17 protein-coding genes are annotated in these 16,065 nt (G+C 41.7%); 7 read left to right on the top strand and 10 right to left on the bottom strand.

The window, feature by feature from the left end; genetic code table 11:
- Positions 1–72 precede the first annotated feature (72 nt).
- The gene (locus tag HQM11_02210) at positions 73–693 is read right to left on the bottom strand and encodes a nitrile hydratase subunit alpha (GenBank protein ID MBF0349811.1); all 621 of its coding nucleotides are present in this window, start codon (positions 691–693) and stop codon (positions 73–75) included.
- Between the two features lie 254 nt (positions 694–947).
- Between HQM11_02210 and HQM11_02205 the strand changes: the two genes are divergently transcribed.
- The 5 genes from HQM11_02205 (at position 948) to HQM11_02185 (ending at position 7,390) form a co-directional block, all read left to right on the top strand.
- Positions 948–1,571, top strand: a complete 624-nt coding sequence (locus HQM11_02205) for a hypothetical protein (protein ID MBF0349810.1) — start codon at positions 948–950, stop codon at positions 1,569–1,571.
- A gap of 141 nt (positions 1,572–1,712) precedes the next feature.
- A complete protein-coding gene (locus tag HQM11_02200) occupies positions 1,713–1,850 on the top strand; it encodes a hypothetical protein (protein MBF0349809.1) in 138 nt (45 codons plus the stop codon).
- Between the two features lie 180 nt (positions 1,851–2,030).
- Complete coding sequence (locus HQM11_02195) at positions 2,031–5,063, top strand: ATP-binding cassette domain-containing protein (protein ID MBF0349808.1); 3,033 nt, start codon at positions 2,031–2,033, stop codon at positions 5,061–5,063.
- A 13-nt stretch (positions 5,064–5,076) separates the two neighbouring features.
- A complete protein-coding gene (locus HQM11_02190) occupies positions 5,077–6,537 on the top strand; it encodes a TerB family tellurite resistance protein (GenBank protein MBF0349807.1) in 1,461 nt (486 codons plus the stop codon).
- Between the two features lie 94 nt (positions 6,538–6,631).
- Entirely contained in the window at positions 6,632–7,390 is a 759-nt protein-coding gene (locus tag HQM11_02185; GenBank protein MBF0349806.1) for a hypothetical protein, read from the top strand.
- Positions 7,391–7,441: 51 nt separating this feature from the next.
- Here HQM11_02185 and HQM11_02180 read toward each other — a convergent pair whose 3' ends face one another.
- From HQM11_02180 to HQM11_02170, 3 genes are read right to left on the bottom strand one after another with little or no spacing between them, the layout of a single operon-like run.
- Positions 7,442–7,936, bottom strand: a complete 495-nt coding sequence (locus HQM11_02180) for a shikimate kinase (protein ID MBF0349805.1) — start codon at positions 7,934–7,936, stop codon at positions 7,442–7,444.
- A gap of 16 nt (positions 7,937–7,952) precedes the next feature.
- Positions 7,953–9,044 carry a tRNA 2-thiouridine(34) synthase MnmA gene (mnmA, locus tag HQM11_02175; protein MBF0349804.1) on the bottom strand — a complete coding sequence of 364 codons (1,092 nt, stop codon included), beginning with the start codon at positions 9,042–9,044 and terminating at the stop codon, positions 7,953–7,955.
- Positions 9,045–9,100: 56 nt separating this feature from the next.
- Positions 9,101–9,649: a hypothetical protein gene (locus HQM11_02170; protein MBF0349803.1), complete on the bottom strand. Its 549-nt coding sequence runs from the start codon at positions 9,647–9,649 to the stop codon at positions 9,101–9,103.
- On the opposite strand from HQM11_02170, the gene HQM11_02165 reads away from it, so the two are divergent.
- Both HQM11_02165 and tsaD read left to right on the top strand, forming a co-directional pair.
- Positions 9,618–10,067, top strand: coding sequence for a hypothetical protein (locus HQM11_02165; GenBank protein MBF0349802.1), 450 nt, complete (start codon positions 9,618–9,620; stop codon positions 10,065–10,067). The genes HQM11_02170 and HQM11_02165 overlap by 32 nt on opposite strands.
- A gap of 48 nt (positions 10,068–10,115) precedes the next feature.
- The gene (gene tsaD, locus HQM11_02160; protein ID MBF0349801.1) at positions 10,116–11,108 is read left to right on the top strand and encodes a tRNA (adenosine(37)-N6)-threonylcarbamoyltransferase complex transferase subunit TsaD; all 993 of its coding nucleotides are present in this window, start codon (positions 10,116–10,118) and stop codon (positions 11,106–11,108) included.
- Between the two features lie 31 nt (positions 11,109–11,139).
- Here the strand turns inward: tsaD and HQM11_02155 are convergent, their stop codons facing one another.
- The 6 genes from HQM11_02155 to HQM11_02130 form a co-directional block, all read right to left on the bottom strand.
- Positions 11,140–12,069 (bottom strand): peptidylprolyl isomerase, encoded by a 930-nt coding sequence (locus HQM11_02155; GenBank protein ID MBF0349800.1) that lies wholly within the window; start codon positions 12,067–12,069, stop codon positions 11,140–11,142.
- Between the two features lie 6 nt (positions 12,070–12,075).
- A complete protein-coding gene (locus HQM11_02150) occupies positions 12,076–12,882 on the bottom strand; it encodes a hypothetical protein (protein ID MBF0349799.1) in 807 nt (268 codons plus the stop codon).
- A gap of 51 nt (positions 12,883–12,933) precedes the next feature.
- The gene (locus HQM11_02145) at positions 12,934–13,785 is read right to left on the bottom strand and encodes an aspartate/glutamate racemase family protein (protein ID MBF0349798.1); all 852 of its coding nucleotides are present in this window, start codon (positions 13,783–13,785) and stop codon (positions 12,934–12,936) included.
- Between the two features lie 101 nt (positions 13,786–13,886).
- Positions 13,887–14,300, bottom strand: coding sequence for a PilZ domain-containing protein (locus tag HQM11_02140; protein MBF0349797.1), 414 nt, complete (start codon positions 14,298–14,300; stop codon positions 13,887–13,889).
- Positions 14,301–14,383: 83 nt separating this feature from the next.
- Entirely contained in the window at positions 14,384–15,733 is a 1,350-nt protein-coding gene (locus tag HQM11_02135) for a tetratricopeptide repeat protein (GenBank protein MBF0349796.1), read from the bottom strand.
- Positions 15,734–15,763: 30 nt separating this feature from the next.
- Positions 15,764–16,063 (bottom strand): GTP cyclohydrolase, encoded by a 300-nt coding sequence (locus tag HQM11_02130; GenBank protein MBF0349795.1) that lies wholly within the window; start codon positions 16,061–16,063, stop codon positions 15,764–15,766.
- Positions 16,064–16,065: the final 2 nt, after the last annotated feature.

Genomic DNA, 16,065 nt, shown 5'->3' with positions numbered 1-16,065 from the left:
TTCCCAATGTGAAATGAGGAGGCAGGCAGGGAAGTCACCTCTTGAAATTTAATTACCCGGGGGGTTACTCAATCAGGCACCCATAAAACCCAGGAAGTTTGATGTTTTTCCAACCATGCTACCACCACCAGTCATGATAGGTCCTAATGAGCTGAACAATCCGCCAAAATTTCCTGGCAGATAGCTTCCAACTTTGGCCGTCAGATTGCCCGCACCTGTAAGCGCACCAGCAATCGTTTCACAGTTGATTACAAGGCCTTTTCCTCCAGCAACCATGGACAAATCAGTATCACTCAATTCACCTGCTGTTTCAGGATTGGCTGGAATCACCAGGTTGATTACCTTGTCGGTATTTTCATGAACCAGGATGTTCAGCGGAGGTTCAACTCCCAGAACTTCACGAACGGCTGCGGTTGTATCGCTGATCAGACGTGTTTTATAGTTGCTGTCTTCAAGAGCTTTTTTTGTCACACGTCCCAAAACCTGATCATTTTCCAGATCTACACTGGCGGCTTGTTCTTTTGTCAATAATACAAAATGAGCATTGTCCCCTGCATCATCAAAAACCTTGACGTCCATGTTGCCAAAATCATATCCCATTTCAGCAAACGCTGCTTTAGGTGATGTCATCAAACGTGATTTGAAAGATGCGTCAGTCCAGGCTTTTTGAATGATGGATTCATATTGTTGCATAGTGTTCTCCTTTGTTTTAAGTTACATTGAATCAGGTGCGGGTGCTAGATCATTTGATCTGTGTGAATCCTAGAATTTTCTAACAATGATTGCATCATCCCTGTTGAGAATAGCTACACAATAAATTGCAAATTGCATTATTGTATTTAAAATTTTTTTTAAATATCCATTAAATACAATTAATTATAAATTAATCCAAAGTATAAAAATATAATGCTTCAAGTTTGCTAACCGCAATTACTTAAAAAGGAAACATGAAAAAATTATCGTCTGGCCCATTAATAATATGTTTTTTAATCATCATTTCCGGCTGTGAAGAGCGTGAAAAAAATACGGATATCTTCTCCCAGGCCATTGCTATCCCAGATGGTGTTTATGAACTCAGTAAGCCCAAATGCGATTCAACCGACCAGAGTCCCGATTATGCCAATGCAACAGATGGTTCACAAAAAGCATCAGAATCTGTTCTGGACTTTGATGATTTGATCACAAGCACTCTGACGCTAGAGGATGATGTTGAAGTCATTACGTTAGCAAATCCTGACTGCCAGCTTACCATCACAAGGAATGTTTATAAAAATCAGGGGTCCACATTGCAACACACCAAAGAAGTATATTATCAATGGACGCCAGCCGGATGCGATCTGACCAAAACCGTCTCTGGCACAAAATACGTGAGCAATGCAAATCGTCCTGACAATAATCTCATTGATAACACGGATACAGGAACAGACATTCGGTTTATTCTTTCTGTTTCAAAAATGGACGGAGGGTATAAACGACAGACAGGTTTTACGGATTTAAGAAATTATGGATGCGACAAAGTAGATTCCATTTATCAACTTTTATACACCATTGAAGAACAAACCGATCTTTAATGGCAGATTGTATGCATTTCTCAAAAACTAAAATTTCAATGTGCAGGGAGCTATTGAAATTTTATGCTGAGGACTCTGTTTCGGGTATATTTTCTTCAATCAAAACATAACCCCTAATGATCAAAAAAGGAAAGGAACGCTATGGAATATAATAAAATGAAATTTTCCAATGAATGGATCAGCAGTATTCATCAGTATTATGAAGATTTATCCGTTGGCATTGATGTCATTATTGCGTGGAAACGCCATTTGGACCGCATGTCACGTAAACCAATTTAACTCTCAACCCCTCAAATACCATGCCCATTCCTCAAACTCCGGTCGTTTTTACCCCGGAGTTTCACACCTCAATAAATTAATCCTTTCCATATCGAATTGTCCTTGTTAAGAACCTGATACAGGGAATACCAATTTTTATATCCTTCGAAATTTATTGCGAATCATTGCCTCTGTTGAAATATGCCGAAAAATTTATTTCAGATACAAAAGGTTGTCAGACATTTTCAGTCAGGAAATAATGAGTTTCTGCTGAATGTTTATCCCAAAATGGAGACCTGTGTTAATAAACTCCGGGATATTTCTGAAGAATATCTGTCAAAAGTTGAATATCTGGAATTAGATATTCCTCAATTGTTTGAACAGTTTCATCAGGCATCAGGCCATTCTCCACAAATTCTGAAAGAAATGGCAGAAGCCTTTGAAGTTCCCTCACAAGAACCCATGAGTCTGGATCATATCATTACATGGGTTGAGCGCAACATAACGGAAGACATCATCATTCCCACTGGTGAAGTCACAGTGCTGATGGGAGGAAACGGTTGTGGCAAATCAACCCTTATGAACATTCTGGCCATGATGGATCAATATGATCATGAAAAAACTTCGCTGAATCTGGAATATGGCGGGAAAAAATATGAATATGATGAAAAACTCAATCAGGAAGAACAGATTTTTTTAAGGCAAAACGCCTTCAGTTTCATGTTTCAGGATGATTATCTGATTCGGACTTTCAATAATAAAAATAATTTCGAATTATCTAACCTGCTCAAAGGCCACCACATTGAAAAAGGCCAGGGAATTGATTCTGATTTTGTTCTCGAACAATTTGTCCGGCTGGAAGAAGGGTATCTCCAGAAATATCCCACACAGATTTCAGGGGGACAGCGACAGCGATTCTCACTAGGACGCGCTATTCTCGCAAATGCCCCCATCATGTTTGCCGATGAACCCACTGCGGCATTGGATACCTACAGTGCCAATATCATTTTACAGCGACTACGCGACTGGTGTCAGGCATTGCCTGAAGAGCGGTGTGTCATCCTGATTTGTCATGATGTTGATCTGGCCTACAAATATGGAGATAATTTCTGGTTGCTCTCTCCTGTTGAATGGCCTAAATCAAACTCCACAGGGGAATCTCGTCTGCAAGGACGGCATTTATCGTTTTTAAGAAAAAGTGATGGCCATCCCAATCTCAAAGAATGGATTCAACACGCCATTTCTCTTTCCAAACGCCAGCAAGCAAGCATTGGACTTTCAGAAGAACACCAAAAGCAGTTGGTGTACCAGGATCCCCATGAACAGAAAATCAAGGAACCACCTGTATCTTTCTGTTATCAATATGCGAAAAATGACATTTTCCCTAATCGGGAATTGAAATTGCCCAACCAGGCATTGGTCCAAACCATCTCTTTTATGCTGTTTTTTACAATTTCATTCCTGTTGATCGGTTTTCTGAAAGGATCTGAACAAGCCCAGATTGAGGAACTGGAAAAATCCAGTTTTTTACGGTTAAGAGTCTCTCCCAGCGAAAAATATCCGACCTTCACACAAGGAACAATGACCCAATTGAATTCGATGCAACGTCGTGGAAATGAATTTGTACTGCCCACAGTTTCTCAAAATAATCCTCAGCAGAATCAAAATTCAGGGGCGGTGAACGTCAAGGGCCAAAACGAAATTCATCTTCAATTTTTAACTTCTGATCAGAGAACACTCCGGGGTGTTGGACAAACTGTTTCTATCGAAGATCCCATCCAGGGGATCTTGATGCGCCAGCAGCATTTGACTCAATGGTTCGCAAAACCACGACCGGTTGACCCACACCAGATGATTGTCACAAACTCATTTTTGACTTCACGGTTAGGATACATCCTGCCTGAAACGTTCCCGGACTTGTTGAGTACATTTAAAAAATTCAAACAACATAAACAACCCACAGACCGCTTTGAGCAGGAAATCGTCAAAATTGTTCGACGGGTACTGGAAGTTTCAAACAAGACACCCGAACTCAATATATTGCTGACGCAGGAACCTGAATATCGTTTTATTGATCAATATGCCCAGTATCAGTTTGTGACCAATTTATCTAAAATCCTGTCTGATAGTACTGACTATGTGAAAGGCCTGGCTTTTATTGAATCACAAAATTTCCAAAACATTCTGAACACTCATGTTGTCCAAAACCCTAAACAACTCGAATTGCGAATACAGCGCTATTCCTATTATGTGGCTATTCTGGACCGGATTGAAGAACTGCCAGATAATAAGGATTTCATTGTTCTTGAAGAGTTTTTTCTGGATTACAACAGGCAAATTCTCATAAAACCTCAACGATTTGGGCAGATTACCCTGACCATTCCGTCAGACAAGTGGAATGAAGATATTCTGCGGAATCTTGTTCATAAATTCAGATGTGACAGTTATCTTCATCCAGATTGCTCCATGGAAACCAATAATTCACAGATCATGCTGATGGATTATTTGGAAAATCAGGATGAAATCCTGCTCACGATTGGCCGGATCAGTGAAGATATTCCGTTAATTCAGAAAGAATACTGGCAGGATATTCTTCAGATGATAGAGACACTTACTGGAAAACTGGACCCCCTCTGGATCGCCTGGGAATACCCCGAAGAACTGGATCTGGAGCCGCAACCCTACAGTGCGGGAGAATATCAGCAATTAGTGGTTTATGTGGACAAGCTTGATGATGTGATCCCTGTCGTTCAGTTATTAAAAAGGCCGGATCTGGACTTTAACGTGGCTGGAGATGTGATTTCTGATATCACCAATCTGCAGAAAATGACCAATCTGTTTGCGTTGGTAACGGCGATCATCATTGGCTCACTGGTCTTGTTGGCATCGTTCAATTTCTGGATTTCATGCAAAATACATATTGAACGCAAATATTCAGACATTGGGTTGCTGATTTCTTTTGGTGGCTCCAATCAATCCATTCTGAATATATTTCTTATTGAAACATCCATTTTGTTTTTCGTAGCCTTTATAGGAAGTTTGGCGAGTACATTAATTTTAAGCGCATTGATTTCATTAATGATTCAACAAACACATCTGGACTTGAGCTTCACCTATTGGACACCACATTATCTGTTACCTGTTATTTTAGGTATGATTTCCATGTATCTGCCAACGTTCAGACTGGTAAAAAAAGCATTGAAAGAGAATCCCGCGAATTTACTGAAAATGTAATTTGAGAAACACCATGGTTGTACAAATCAAAAATCTGGAATTACGCCATTCCATCAATTCCATGGAATTTAATTTCCATCTGCTGGAAGACAACGATCTGTCACAAATTATTGTGGACGATTGTCTGAAATTATTAAACTGTGATTCTTTTGATGTTTCGGATATCAGAACAGAATTGTGGTTCAAACGACTGTGGAATCTACTTGTATTCGGGTCAAACAAGCAACGCGTTGAGAACGCCCAGACTGTTGCGGAATGCATCAATATTCTGATCGAGGTTCTGGAAAATTATTTATCGTTTCATCCCAGAAATTGTTCTGTATTCAAGCATCTCCTCAGCAAACTACAGCAGAAGCCTTCAATATTTCAGTATTTTGCGGAAATGGTTAAAAGTTATGAGTTTGAAATACGCATTGAACATAACGCCGTTTCACTGATCAATCATCAAAAAATATATACGTGGCAGGAAGCACAAAAGGTTTATCTCATCAAAATGATGATTCTTGCCGCCTATGCTGATGATATTTTAAGTTATGAAGAAGAACAATTAATTCAGTGGACCATTGATGCCCTGCTACAGGAAAACAAAAACAAACGCGTATGCAGACTTTATCTGGCCAATCCACAAAATCCACAGGAACTGATCAATAGATTGGGACAACATGAAGATTACGATTTTCGAATCACAATTTATCAGCATTGCCTCCGCGTTATGGTTGTTGACCAGCGCTTACGGTTGAGTGATCTTGATCTCATACACAAACTGGAACATGCCTTGGGAATCGCTCTTGAAGAACGATGTTCACAGAAGTATCTCCGATCACATTTTTTACATCCTGACAACCCTTTGGATCAGGTTCTGAAATGGAATAATTTTAGAAATGAAGATGACATCGCAATATTTGGATCTCATTTGAGACACTATGTTTATGTGTTCAGTTTCCAATATATTCAACCCCTGTTGATTAAACTGTCTCAATATTTTGAATGCGAAGCTTCCACCTCCTTTCAAGAAATTATTGGATGGTTCTCCCCGGAAAGGATTCGAGATCAGTTGCTTGACCAGTATGACAAAGTTCTTCAAAAACAGATGAAAGGATTGCGACAGATTTTCTTATCGAGACCAGGAGATCTCCTGGTTTTTGAAGAACAATTCAAAAAGCATATTTTGCAGGAAGGCGCGGCTCTTGATAAACAGCTACTGCAACTGGCCTATGTCACCGATAACCTCATTGAAGATGCTCTGAAAAGGAAGGATTCGACCAGTAAAAACGTCTGTAAATCCCATTGTCTGAAAATATTGTTGCCTCATGTCCCACTGTTTTCAGTGGCAGAGGGCAGCGACTTGATCGAAAGTTGGGAAGTTCACAGATTTTTGCTCTTGAAAACGGCAATGCTGTTTCACTACAATCTGGTTCGCTTCACATTAGACAGTATCATGGCATGGGTTCCTACCGAATTGAGCATAAAATAGCTTCCATAAGAAATCATTGATTTTTTTCACAGTCTGTAATAGTTTTGCGAGCCTTAAAATTTGGAGCTAACCTGCTTGTGAAAAAGGAATGAATATGAACTCATTATCGCTGTCACCTTCAGTAAACAGTCTTGAACATTCCATTCCATTCACACAGGTAACCAATCCGGACCCGTCTCTTGGTAACAAACTTCGCCTGTCGCCTGCTATGGTGAAACGGTCCTTGCGGGAACTGAAAGAGTTATTTCAACGAGAAGATTTGTTTGAAGGAATTCCGGCTGGTAACGGCTCACCCGTTGTTTTCTTTCCGTCATTTCCATGGGGGGATATTTCGGGGCATCTGCTGTTCGCATTTCTCAAAAGATTGGGGTATGGTGTTCATCTGCTGAAATTACGCTCATGGGCTTCTACTGAACAATTGCGTGAAAACCTGATTCAACGGGTCCAGGAAATTGCCGCAATGGAGGGGCCTGTTACCCTTATCGCGCATGGCAAAGGTGGTATTTTTGCCAGAGATATTGTGATTCATTATCCTGATTATGTACAACAAGTCATTTATCTCGGAATTCCTAAAACCCCGCAACGCAACGCAACGGAGAAGTCACAACGATATTTGCCTAAAGTTTATCGCAATTCAGCTTCCATTATGGATGAACTTCAAAAAAATATGAAAATAACCCCGACCAAGCCTGCATTCACTATTTGCACCCCTCTCGACCGCAACCGATTCTCAGATCTTTTGCCACATTTATCCACAGAAGGGTTTGCAGACTTTGAGATCAGCCAGATTGCCCTGCTGTTCAGTCCTGATGTATTCCGAAAAATCGGTTTTTTCCTGGCAGAAAAACAATAGTTCGATTTGTCCAGGTCACACAATTTGATACACCAAACTCACTGGGGATGGTCAGATTGATTTAAGAATCAGCGATGCCACCGCATAAGAAGACAAGCCCTCGGTTTTAATAATATAGTCTGCCTGTTCATATAAAGGCTGTCTGGTTTCCAGCAGGTTTTTCATGCGGACTTCCGCATCATCGGCCTGGAGTAGCGGTCTTTTATTATCAAATTTCAGTCGATTCGATAATTCGGTTAGTGGTGTTTGCAAATAAATCACTTTCCCTGCGGATTTCATTAATCGTAGATTTTCGTCCCGGGTAACAATCCCCCCACCAGTGGACACAACGGTATTTTGGACATTACTCAGTCGCTGGAGTAACTGTGTTTCCTGGTTTCTAAAATATTCTTCCCCCATATATTTAAAAATATCAGAAATACTGCATCCCTGCTCTGACTCAATAAACTCATCCATATCCAGAAAATGATATCCCAATCGACGGGCCAGTTGCTTGCCCACAGTTGTTTTTCCAGCTCCCATGAATCCAATCAGAAATATATTCATCCATATCCTTTCAGGTTCAAACTGTGTCCGTCTTCATTTCTGATCGTTCGATCCATCCTCCCCCCAATAGCACATCATTTTGATAAAACACTGCCGCCTGGCCCGGAGTCACAGATTTAGCAGGAGCATGTAACTCAATTCTGAGGGTATCCTCTGACAATGGAATCAGCGTCGCTTCCGATCCCTGATGAGAATATCTCAATTTGACATTGGCGCATACAGGAGCCTGTATGGGATCAATAGAAACCCAATTGACCTGTTGAACATGAACGGTCTGCGCATACAACTGGTTTTCCTGGCCTAAAACAACCTGATTGTTTTTTTGATCCAGGCGGATCACATAGTAAGGTTTTTCAGCACTCACGCCCAGCCCTCGGCGTTGCCCGATAGTATAAAAAGGTAGTCCCTTATGGATGCCCAGAACTTTTCCTTCGGTGTTGACAAAATTGCCCGGTTCAGGCTGTGTCGTCCAATGTTTCTGAAGAAATTGTCTGTAATCGTCAGAAACAAAGCAAATTTCCTGACTGTCAGGCTTGAATGCGGATGCCAGCTTCCACTGATCCGCAATCCCTCGTACATCTGTTTTGACGTAATCCTGAAGAGGAAATAGCAAACGATGGAGTTCACTCGACTGAATTCCATATAAAAAATAGGTTTGATCTTTCAACAAATCTGCCGGTTTTACTAATTGTAATCGCCCACTTTCCGGATTTTTCACAATTTTGGCATAATGACCGGTTGCCAGATAGTCACATTCCAGTTCATCAGCTTTTTGCAGCAAATATCGGCTTTTGATATTCTGATTGCATTTAACACAAGGATTCGGTGTCCGGCCATTGGTATATTCATTAATAAAATAGTCGATCACATGAGTCTGGAATTCTTCCTGAAAATCAATCACATAAAACGGAATATCAAGACGATGGCAAACAGCTCGTGCATCCATGGCTTCATCCAGCGAACAGCAGCTTTTCTGACGCTGACTGTCAGGTCCATGATAAAGTTTCATGTGCAGACCGATGATTTCATATCCCTGCTCTTTCAAGAGAGTGGCTGCTACAGAGGAATCAACACCGCCACTCATGGCCATTGCGACACGACCTTTCATCTTGTCCCGGAAATGTTATGTTTTTTGCATGGCATAGAATTCATGAGAAAAAAGAATTATTTTTTGCGCACAATTGGTTTAAACTGTTGATTGTAATTTGAATAATCAGGGGCTTTCCCCTGTTGCACTGAGTTTTTCCGGGTGTTTTTTAGAAATTCATAATATTTTATTTGTAGTTTTGCGGTTTCCTGAGCCTGCAAACGTTCACGTTCAGCCTTATTTTTTGCAAGAGCGTCAACAACACGTTGCTGCATTTTCTCATAGGTCTGTTTGGAAGCGTCTTCTTTTGCTAATTTTATAATGTCATTTGCAATTTTCATTTCCTGTGCAGTCGGCGGAGGAACCCGTTGATCTGACAGTTTTTTGGCCATTTCAAAAACACGCCTGCTGATATCAAGCTGTTGCTGGCGTTTCTGAGCTTCAATAAGTTGTTGTGCTTGTTCTTCTTCTGAAAGAACCTGAGGCGGATTATCCGTTGATTGATTATCCGTAGTTACCGCATCTTTTGTGGAAGCCTGAGGTTTTGAATCTGGAGAAGATGCCTCTGCTCCGTAAATATCGCAAGGAAATCTGATGAGACATACACTGAAGAGATACCATGACATCAGGAAGTATCTAGCGGCAGGATGGCTGTTTCTTAACTTGATTGGTTCCAACATAAACCCCATTTTAGCACAAAACCAGCCTGTCCCTCCGGCAAATGCCCAAGGTGCGGCAGGCCCAATTGTTGTCAACTGCAAAGAACCCCGGAATCTTTCCGAAGGCTATCAATGCTTTATCGATATGCAAGATAAGAACATTAAACGTTATGAAGAATATGTTGCCAAGCAAAAAGAAATACAGGCCGAAAAAGAAGAACAATTACTCCTCAAGGAACAACAACGGTTAGCTAAAATACAGCAGGCAGAAGATGAACGTCAACGGATTCTGGAAACATCGCGCAAAAGAAATCTTTCCAGGCAGGGCCGAAAATACAAAGTCACCTACGGTCGTATCACAGAACCGCCAGTGTTCGCACCATAACGCGGAAAGAACTTCCCCAGTCACATTCAATTTTTCAGGTAAATACACATGATCGGTTTAGGAATTGATACCACCTTTGATGACACGTCGATTGCCATTTTGAAAGACAAGCGGCAGATACTGGCAAATGTAACCTTGTCTCAATACAAAGAACATGAACGCTTTGGAGGCGTTGTTCCCGAACGAGCATCCCGAAAACATCTCGAAGTCATTCATCCTCTGATTGAAGATGCCATGGTACAGGCCAAACTTGAATTCAAGGATCTGAATTATATCACTGTGTCAAATTTGCCAGGACTGCTTGGATCCCTGTTGATTGGTGTGATTGCGGCCAAAGCCATGGCGTATTCACTCAGGATTCCACTCATTGGAGTCAATCATGTGGAAGCTCATCCCTATGCCAATTTCTTGTCAGAAAACACGCCTGAATTTCCGATCATTCACCTGGTTGTCGCTGGAGGACACACCCTGTTGATGTATGCCCGGAATCATTTTGACTATGAAATCATTGGACGAAGCCAGGATGACGCCGCGGGTGAATGCGTGGACAAAGTTGCTAAAATGTTTGGACAACCGATGCCGGGAGGACCTTTTGTAGATGCCTGTGCCATGAATTTTACGTCTGCGGATTATGACTTTCCCCGTCCGCTGATCCATAAGCCAGATTATAATTTTTCTTTCAGCGGCTTAAAAACAGCCATGTTGTATTTCCTAAAAGATCACCCGGACGCAATCCAGCATAAAGAACATGTTTTATCTTCCTTTTTTCAAAGTGTGACTGATGTTCTCCTGCATAAAACGTTCAAGGCTGTCAAGGACTATCAGGTTAAGAGTTTGTCTGTATCGGGAGGATTGGCGGCGAGTAAAAAATTAAGAACATGTTTTGAACAGCGTGCACAGCAGGAAAATATTACACTTCACTATCCCCCACCATCGCTTTGTACTGACAATGCGGCAATGGTCGCATGTCTGGGAGCATATCGTTTTGAAGCCAATCAGTGGAATGACATGGGACTGGAAGCTTATCCCAATATCACATGAACAGGATTGTGATCACACCGAAAGTCGTGGTTCATCGTTTATCTTTTATAACAACTCTCGCCTTGGAACGAAGCTGTCCCAAATACTGTTGTAAAATCTGGTCTCGTTTTTCATTGAACAACATATTCGTATACCGTTGCCTCACATCTTCGCTCAGATCGTCACAGGACGGACCGTCTTTCACAATTTCGTCATAAATATAAATCAAGTGAAACCCGAAAGAGGATTGAACCAATGCGCCCAGCTCGCCCTTATGCAGAATGAATGCGGCATCATCAATTTCTTTCAATAATTGACCTTTCTTGAACACTCCCAGTTTCCCACCATTTTTTTTAGCGCCAGGGTCATCAGAATACTGACTCACCAAGGTGTCAAACGGAACACCTTCCATCAGCGCGGCCTGTACCTTCTGTTCAATCAATTTTGCTTCTTCCATTGATTTTCTTAATAAAATCTGAGCAATTCCCAACTCCTTGGACTCTTTGTTTTTTGATTTGCACATCAATGCAATTTCACTGTCATCCACATGAATTTTTGATTCAACTTCATGGCCGATGACCCTTTGTTGCTTAATATCTCTGGAGATCTGTTCCTTCAGTTCATATTCATTATACTGTGACAACAATTGGGGATTGCGTTCAAGCAATCGGTCCATCTGTTCTTCAATATCTTTTTCAGCAACATCCAGTTTCAATTCTCTGGCTCTATCCAGCAATAAAAGTTTGTTGACCAGATTCTCAACAACAGTTTTTTCCATTTCCAGCATTTGACGGTCACGTTCTGGACCTTCCGGAATTGCCTGTTGAACCTGCTCTCTCAAAGGTTTCAGGCTGTCTTCAACCTCGCTATTGGTCAGGATCTGACTGTTCACGATAATACGAACATAATCAATCACCTGTGTCTCACTGTAGGCGACAGCTATCCAAAACAGCCAAACCAGAGGGTATAATAGAAATTTCATATAAAATTAGCGGGAGTAATCAATGTTAACAGGATTGCCAGAGAGAAGGGGGGCATTTGAAATTTTTTGATAAAACTGTGCAAGGGGCAATTTATATGTTTTTTCAAAATCAACCAATGTGACTCTTTTGAAAAGCCGGTCATTCACAAAATATTCTGTAACACCGGGATAAGTAAAACTACGACTCTGTGTGAATGATTTAAACTCAATGCGAAGTTTATCCGAAGTTTTTCTGAATGACCTGATGCTGCTATTAATAGAATGGAGACGCCAGTGGTCCTTGTCAATCAATACAAAATATTCGAGATCCGGATCACCGATACGATAAAAAACATCATTATCCTGCGAGCGATACATCTGAATATCCCGAGAAGTGATGTTCATCTCACTCAGTCCGTACCCCCAGACAAATGGACTGTTGCTTAAAAAACGTAAATAATGCGGAAAAACATCTTCTTTTGTAAAAATACGATCCTGACTTAGAGGAATGTCAATGGAATTGCCTTCTTCTTCATAATAGAAATGAAGTAAGACATCGTCCTTGCTATACGTTTCAACGGCCAGATGTGTGTCCATTTTCCAGTAAATTGTTTGCTTGAAGCCACGAGATTCCATTTCAACATCAAGATGTTGTCCTTTCTCATCAACCGCCTTTCCAAAGGGATCAAACACCTGCACGGTTGTCTTCATAACAGCCCGTGTAATCTGATTTTCCACTTTCAACCATGACACCATATCCTGCCAGGTGGGGCTGTAAGCATAACCCGGATTAGACAGTGTCACCAAGATGAGTAAAAGGATCCATCGAGTCATATTCAACATTCCAACGTCTATTGTTCCTACCAGAAAGTTCATGCTCTATGACTAAGCTGACTCAGAGTCAAGTTTTGGTACCCCTGAATCACACTCCTCCTGATCATGAAAAATATCACCATTCAACTGATAATTTTTCAGAGCTTCCACGGTTTTCCCGGAAACCCCGGCTAAATATCCTGAAATCGTCCGGATTTCATTCTCAGGCGGAGCATAACCTGTGACAAAAGCCACAGTCACACTTCCTGAACAGGAAGCAAGTCTGGATACTCTGGAAAGTATCGACTGCACCGCCACAGGGTTGGGATTCATGATGGAAACATGCGGATAGCCCAACTCGTGAAATACCTGTTCAAACAGACCTTCACGATAGCCATAATGAGTGCATCCCAAAAAGATGATCAACCGTGTAGATTTGTCCATATTTCCAAGCACTTCTTGCGCAAACTGATGAATCATCGCAGAGATCTTCTTGCCTTCAGAGTCATTGGAAATGGTTGTCGCAAGCTCAGGACAGGGCTGGCTGTGAATTTTCTGCTGAAAGCCGGCATTCCTGATTCGTGAAGGGTAAATCTGAGCAGAAACTGTGGTGGGAGTTGCCAGCAGAATGACTTCCCGATCAGGATCTCCGGTCAGTGCCTGAATTAAGAAATCACTCCCTACAGAGACAATGCCCTCTATTTTAGTGGCATACTTTTTTGCCCAGGGAGTCTCTGGTAAAAGAACCGACAGGGTATTACAAGCAATAAAGACATAATCCGGATCATAGCGTTTATGCATCCAGCATAAGGCATTGTTGAAAAAAACCACCTTCCGCTCATGATCACTGATTGTGTTAAAGCCACCTGTTGCAGGAGGAGCCATGTTGATGTATATCACATCGGCCAGGCTGTTTTGGCGCACCAATTCTTCAACTACAGGCGCGCAAACAGATAACCCTCCAAAACCTGAATCCGCAATAACGATTTTCATGAAAGGAAAAAAATAAAGGAAAGAGCTAAATCTCAGAAGATAAAATACCCTGTATCATCTGTTTCAGAGAGAAAAAACAAATAGCAGAAATCTTCTTCAGTGATAAAATTTTCAATATCATCCATCGGCAGATCATCAATGGGTTGATCCAGTTGAATGCCAATATTCCAGCCGTCATCCTGTGATTCAGACCACCTCACCGTTCCCTCACGACTCCATAATTCCGGAGTTCCCTGCAATCCTTTATATTTTTCTACATGAAATCGGATACGTGCATTGTGCAGATTGATGTCTGTCGAGATAATTATAAAGGCTTGCAATCCATGCCTTGACCAATCGACCACTTCACCACGCGTAAAATGTCGATGCATCGTGATTGACAAACGATGTCGATAAATATGGCGAGGCTCTTTTCGTTGATCGCGGGTTTTATCAGAGTTGATCATAAACACTCAGAAATATGATAGCGGAGCAAGCATTGAACATTTTATAATATATTTCATTTTCAGCAGGAAAAATGCAATAGCTGTTATGAGATTTCTGTCATTTTCTGAAATATTCTGGCACATTCATCCGCGTTTTGTTCCTCACCCAAAGCCTCGTAGGCTTCTGCCAAAAGTTCCCAGGTGCTGGCAAGCGGATAACAGTCAGTCGCTTTTTTCAGAAGAAGCACGGCATCCTGCATGAAATGATCATCCATCAAAATTTGTGCCTCTTGCTCCAGTCGATAGACATGTTGTTCCAACTGATTTCGGGCATGAGGATGATCAGGTTGAAGTTCCAGCGTTTTCAGCCAGCATCTGATCCCTTTTTCAGTTTGTTTCTGTTTATAATAAATCAACCCCAGGCGATAATGCCATTCAGGCTTGTTTTCTTCTTCGATCAACACCTGATACAAGGGCAATGCCATCACATACTGTGCCGTTTGATACAGATCGTCCGCATTTTTTCTGACATGGTTGAAATCAAATTGCCCTCTGGATTTCTGTAACAAGTCTCCCAGATAGACCAGATACTTCAACGATGCGAAGGGTTGCTTCAGGCGACGATACACAATAGCCAGATTCAGCACGGCTGGCCGGTAGGTTCGATGATTTTTCAACAATGTTAATAACAGGGCTTTAGCCTCAGCCAGATTTTCTGTATAGGACGCCATGGCAACAGCCAGATTATTTGAAATTTCCGGCAAATCAGGTTTTAACAACAGAGCATTTTTGTAATATTTGATTGCCAGTTTCCCAAATCTTCCCACATCATACAACACAGCCAGATCAAACTGATTTTTCCAGTTTTCCGGTTCCGCTTTTGCTCTTTGCTCAAAATCATTCAACCATAATTCAATATCCTGGGCATCCTCAGGATGTCCCTCATTTTTTTTGAGATCGGCATCGGTTTCCAGAACAGGTTCCTCATAAAACGCGGGAACCAGTTCATCATAGGCCTGCTGATATCCGATTTTACGAAAACACCGCAGTTTCAACAGCGGTGTCGTCTGTGCCAGCAGGTTTTCGTCAGCGGCTTTGATGTTGAAGGTACATGCCGCCAGATTGTACCGTGCATATTGATGTCTGGGGTTGAGCTTGAGAACATTTCTATACATTTTGACAGCCTTTGAATACATTCCCAACTGCCGATACTGATTACCAACCTGATTCATCAGCTCCGTATTTTCCGGAGTTTTCCCCAAAACAGCCAGACCTGTAGCAATCGCTTTTTCGGGCTGATTGCTTTGAGTGAATGACGCCATCAATCCCATTGCCCGCTCAAGGTAGGATCCCTCCAGAGCAATGGCTTCACGCAAGCTGAGTATCGCATGATTGAACAGGTTTTGAGAAAGAAGATGCTGCGCCTGATCCCAATGAGTTTTTGCTTGTGACATTGAAGAATCAACCTGGTAGTGAAAGCAGGATCACCGTCCCTGGATCCAGTCGTCAATCACCGGTTGCTGACGACGGACATCCACCCCTATGATCTGATAATCCGCCACATCATGAAGATAGAAAGGGTCTTGTTCAATCAAGGGCTGGATGGCCTCTTCTGATTCCGCACGCACGATAATCGCGCCACCTGTTTTCGAAAGCTGCATGCCTGAAAACAGAATGCTGTTGGTATCAAACCAAGCATCCAGGTGTTCCCGATGCGCAGGCACATGAGGCATGATTTTATCCACAGGGACCTTGTAAGTCAGTATCACAACATAGACATTCATAA

Source organism: SAR324 cluster bacterium, from assembly GCA_015232315.1.
GTDB lineage: Bacteria > SAR324 > SAR324 > SAR324 > NAC60-12 > JADFZZ01.
Note: the sequence above shows the minus strand (reverse complement) of the source record. Positions and strands in the feature narration are given on the sequence as shown.